This window comes from Kitasatospora sp. NPDC091257 (assembly GCF_044757675.1).
Taxonomy (GTDB): Bacteria; Actinomycetota; Actinomycetes; order Streptomycetales; family Streptomycetaceae; genus Kitasatospora; species Kitasatospora lactacystinica.
This window is the reverse complement of record NZ_JBIVVI010000668.1, coordinates 1-5098: the sequence shown is the minus strand read 5'-3', so window position 1 is coordinate 5098 and position 5098 is coordinate 1. Positions and strand designations below refer to the sequence as shown.

The 5098-nt window shown below is 72.0% G+C and carries 1 protein-coding gene, 1 pseudogene and 1 CRISPR repeat array; of the genes and pseudogenes, one reads left to right on the top strand and one right to left on the bottom strand.

Going from position 1 to position 5098, the window contains the following annotated elements; all coding sequences use genetic code 11:
* The coding region (gene cas3 / locus ACIQOV_RS26890) for a CRISPR-associated helicase Cas3' (protein WP_401052703.1) at nucleotides 1-2565 on the bottom strand (2565 nt) is incomplete at its 3' end.
* Between the two features lie 172 nt (nucleotides 2566-2737).
* A CRISPR array of direct repeats spans nucleotides 2738-3071; the repeat unit is 28 nt; unit sequence GTCGGCCCCGCGCTCGCGGGGGTTGCTC.
* A gap of 752 nt (nucleotides 3072-3823) precedes the next feature.
* On the opposite strand from cas3, the pseudogene ACIQOV_RS26885 reads away from it, so the two are divergent.
* Nucleotides 3824-5098 (top strand): annotated as a pseudogene (locus ACIQOV_RS26885) (hypothetical protein); the annotation flags it as partial.

Sequence of the window (5098 nt, the reverse complement as noted above, 5' to 3'; positions counted from 1 at the left end):
GTCCCCGTCCCGGACGAGGGCCTCGAACTGGCCTTCGGAGAGCGTGCCGTGGCCTCCGTAGTGCAGCCCTGCCAGCGTCGGCGACCCGTGCTCGCCCGCCCGGGTCAGCACGTACTCGGCGGCCTTCGCGCGACGCTCGGCCTGCCGCTGCTCCCACTCCTGCCGGCCCTGTGCCTCGGCCTTGGCCCATGCCGCCGGGACGACCGGGTCCGTGCCGTAGACCCGGGCGACCAGATCCGGCACCCGGCCCGGGATGTTCCACGCTCCTGCGGCGGCCGCCACCCGCTCGACCTCGGCGGCCGTCCGCAGGAGAAGGTAGCGGCCGTAGATCCCCTCGGAGGCGCGCAGGATGTACGGCGCGCCGTCACCGTCGAGGCCGACGCCGGTGACGACGACCGTGGGCCGGGACAGCGCGTGGGGGCGCTTGACGCCGTCGTGGCGGTGGAGGCGGCCGATGCGCTGGAGGAGGAGGTCGATCGGGGCGAGGTCGGTGATCAGCAGGTCGGCGTCGACGTCGAAGGACTGCTCCGCGAGCTGGGTGGCGACCACGATCAGTCTGCCGGGCCGCTCGACACCCTTCGCCGGCGGTCCGAGCTTGTCCAGCACCTCCTGCGTACGGTCGGCCCGATGGCCCGCGTGCAGGCGGCCGTGCAGAAGGCGGACGTCGGTGCCGTACTCCTTGTGGAGGGCGTCGAACGTGGCCTGGGCGCGGGCCACGGTGTTGCGGATGATCAGTACGCATCCGCCGTCGGCCAGCCTCTCCTTCAGATAGTCCGCCACGGCGGCGTCCGCCGGTTCCGGTACGTGCTGCGCGCCCTGGTGGGAAGCGCTACGCGTCGGCGGCTCGTCGAGCACCTCGATCCGCACCTTGAGGTCCTCGCGCCAGGATCCGGTGCTCTCGACCAGCAGCTGTGGGCTGCCGCCCTGTCCGGGCCAGGCCGCCGTCACGCTCGGGTAGCCCTGCGGCTCGGGGAGCTCCAGGGTCTCCGGAACCTCAGCGGACCGCGTACCAGCCAGGTATGCGGCGACCAAGCGGCGGCGCTGCTCGGGTGGCAGGGTCGCCGACAGCAGCACCACCGGCACCCCGGCCTGGCCGAGCCACCACAGGCCCTCCAGGAGGAACTGCGACATGTAGACGTCGGCGGCGTGGACCTCGTCCAGGATCACGACCTTGCCCACCAGGCCCGCCATCCGGAGCATCACGTGCTTGGTCCGGGTCGCGGCGTACAGGAGCTGGTCGATGGTGCCGACCGCGAACGGACTCAGCAGACCGCGGCGACGGCCCAGGAACCACTCGGCGGGAGCCCTGCGCTCCCCGTCCGGGCATCCGTCGCAGGAATCCGAGGACAGGCCGTACTCGTCCACGGTACGGAAGGGGTCGTCCGCCTCCTGACCCCACTCTCCTGCCCCCTCGAGCAGGCCACGCCATTCCTTGTTGAACATCCGCTTTCCATGCAGCAGCGCGACCTGGTCCTCCAGTCCGTCGCCGACCCCGCGCAGCCACGACCGGACCTGGGTGAACATCGGGTCCGCGGTCGCCTGGGTCGGCATGCCCAGGAACACCCCGTCCGCACCGTGACGCGCGGCCATCAACTCGGCCGCCGCCAGCGCCGCCTTCGTCTTCCCCTCCCCCATCGGCGCCTCGACGATCACCAGGCCCGCCCCGCCCATCCGGCGCACCACGTCGAGCACCAACTCCTGCGAGGGCCTGGGCCCGTGGCCGAAGCGGTCCCGGAACGTCTCCGGACCGGGTACCGGCAACACTCCCCACCCACCACGCAGGCCGAGCCGCTCCCACGCCGCCGCGGCCCGCTGCCGCGCCTGCGGCATCGTCACCGCCGCCAGGTCCAACACCCCGGCGAAATGCCGCTCATCGCTGGCGATCCAGTCCGCCATCACCACGAAGCCGGACAGCTGGAGCTGCACCGCACGCCCCGGCACCAGGACAGGTTCCACCGCGGCCAACCGTGACTCTCCCTCGAAGCCGAGCTCCCGGGAGAACACCTCCACCAGCGCCGACTGAGCCAGCTTCCAGGACGGCCCCTTCCCCTGCAGGTCCGCCTTCTTCGGAGGCAACTGGCCCAGGGCGGGGAATCGGCCGTGGTGGCCGGCGACCAACGGCCAGACCCACTCGACCTGCTCCTCCGCCCACCCCGCGTCGGCGAGCACAGCCCGCAGCAGACGGCCGCCGGCCTTGTCGTGCCGCCAGGTCTCCGAGTTCACCGCGTACTTGTTCCAGGACAGGCCCGACCCGCGGACGGCGGCCTCCCCGGCGGGGTCAAGGCGTTGGAAGGCGGGCACGGCCTTGCCGCAGTCATGAATCCCGCACAGCCACGCGAACAGACGCCGCCCCATCCCCCGCCCCCCGGCGACGGCGTCCAGACGCCGCCGCGTGACCGCTGGAAGGTAACGGTCCCACACGATCTCCGCCACCGCCGCGGTGTCCAGCATGTGCGACAACAGCAGGTTGGCAGTCCCCCCGGCCCGCCCCGCCGACTTGCCCCACAACGCCCCGAGCCAGCCCCTGGCCTCGGGCGGGTACAAGCGCCAGCGGTCCTCAACCATCGTCCTGAACCTCCATGAACGAGTACGCTCACGAGCCTAGGACCCAGCACTGACAACCCGCCCAGCCCATCGAAGAGATGACGTCACCACATGAGCACCACGACGGATCGCCGACCGAATCGAACTGAATCAACCAGCGCCTACTGAAACGCATCACCGCAGCTCAGGAAGTGTCGGCCCCGCGCTCGCGGGGGTTGCTCCACCGTGACCACCTCGCGCGGCCCTGTCCTCATGTCGGCCCCGCGCTCGCGGGGGTTGCTCCCTGCCGTGGCCCGGCGCCACCCCGACGAACGGGTCGGCCCCGCGCTCGCGGGGGTTGCTCTTCGCGGACGCCCGCAACGGCAAAGTCTCCGTGGTCGGCCCCGCGCTCGCGGGGGTTGCTCCTCCACGTCGTCCCGCCCGCCCCGGACCCGGCGGTCGGCCCCGCGCTCGCGGGGGTTGCTCCCCGGATCTTGGGTTCCACGGGGAGGCCGGCGGGTCGGCCCCGCGCTCGCGGGGACTGTTCCGGCCGCGCGGGGATCGGCTGCCGCGGGTCTTCAGGGCGGTGGTGGCCTGGTCCACAGCCGGGCGGCGGTGGCGGTGGGGTCCTGGGCGGCGTCCAGCCGAGGGTCTGCAGCACGCGACCGCCGCCTACGGGCACTTCACGGTGGAGGAATCACCGGCTGAGGTCGCCGCCGCCCTGCGCGAACTGCTCGCGCGTCAGCCCGTTGCGCCGATCGGAGCAGCCGCTGGATGCACGCCGAGTGGTCGGCCAGGGCCAGGCGGTGGGCTCGAAGCGCAGCGCCCCGCCGCCCGGTGGGGGTGGAGGGCGCGCTCGCGGCAGACGAGCCACGCGTACACCGCGGTCGGAGGCCACTCGTCGTCACCGGCGCATCGGTCCCGGCGGCCCGGCACGAGTGCTCCGCATCCTCGTGGATGCGGAGTCCGGCCGTCGAAGTGACAGCCGGGCTCGGCCCCGGGCCCGAGCCTGGACTCGCCGTCGGCTTCGTGGGGTCCGTGGCTCGAGCAGGGCACGCCCGGCCATGCAATGTCTATTAATTGTTTACATGAGTCTTTTGTGTTCTCCGCGTTCGCTGCAAAAGTCGCCCGGCGTGGAATTCCATGATCAGCCGAGGTCATCGGTCTCCAACCGGTGCCCGCACAGCATCGAGGAGCCTCAGCCGGTCCACCGGAAGCCCCTCGCGCACAGGCGCCGGCCTGACAGCATGTCGCCGTGACTGGAGAGGTGCACAACCACAACGAGGGATCGCCTCGGAACTTGATCCAGGCGAGGAACATCGGCGCCGTCCACATCGGCTCCGTCCTCGCGCCCCGCCAGGGAGAGCCGGCCCCCGCCGACGCCGAGGAAAGCGCCTTGGACGGGCTGGCCCGCGAGGTCCTGGAGCAGTGGCGTGACGAGGCCAACGTCCGCGGTCTGCGGGAGCGGGTTCCGATGCTGGTTCCGTGGGAGCTGGAGCAACCTCACGGGAGCGACTCGCACAGGGGGGTGCCTGAGCAGCTCGGGTTCGAGGACGTGGTCGCTCGACTCCGGGCGCTCGCACCGCACCAGTTGGTGGTCACCGGTCCTGGCGGGGCGGGAAAGTCTTCCCTGGTCGTCCTGATCGTGGTCGAACTGCTGGAAGCCAGAGCCAGGGTCCCCGGCTCGCGGGAGAGCGTCCCGGTCATCCTGTCGATGTCCGAGTGGGAGCCGGGGATCAGCATCCAGGACTGGGTCGTCAGACGTATCGGCGAGGACTACGGGGATCTCGTGGCAGGTCTGGATCGGCCCACCGTCGAGTCCCTGGTGCGGAGTCGGCGGATCGTTCCCGTGCTCGACGGCTTCGACGAACTGCTGCCGCTGGCTCGCACGAACGCGGTGGAAGCACTGAAGCGCGCGCTCGGCAGCAAGGACCCCCTGGTCCTGACGTCCCGGCCGGAGGCGTACCGGCATGCCGTGGACTCCTCGCCGGTGCTGCGCGGTGTGCCCGTTCTGCGTGCCCGCCCCGTCCCGCCGCAGGCCGGCAGGGCCTACCTCGCCCAGATGTGCCATCGGGACCGGCTCGGCCCCTGGCAGGCTCTCTTCGACGCCATGGAGGGCGACCCCGAGGGCCCGGTCGCCACCGCCCTGTCCTCTCCGCTGATGCTCTGGCTCGCGGCGACGGTGTACGCGCCGAAGGAGTCCGATCCTCGGGAACTGCTCGATGCGACGCTGCTCCCCACGCAGGCGGACATCGAGGGCCATCTCCTGGACGGGCTGATCCCTGCCGTCTGCGCGCAAGGGCCGCGGCCCTCCTACCTCCCCGGGCCGGTGCCCCGTTGGAGGCCCGACTGCGCGCCCGCGTACTTCCGCTTCCTGGCCGATGACCTCCACCGCCGGCGCACCCATGACATCGCATGGTGGCAGCTGCGGAGCCTGCTGACCGAGCCGGGCGTCTGGGGCGCCGTCGTCCTCGTCGTCGTGGGCGTCTGCGGCACTGCGGCCGGCTACGCGATCGCAGGACTGGCCACCCTCCTGGGGGCCGCTCCCCCGCGACCCGGGCTCGGGATCCCGGGG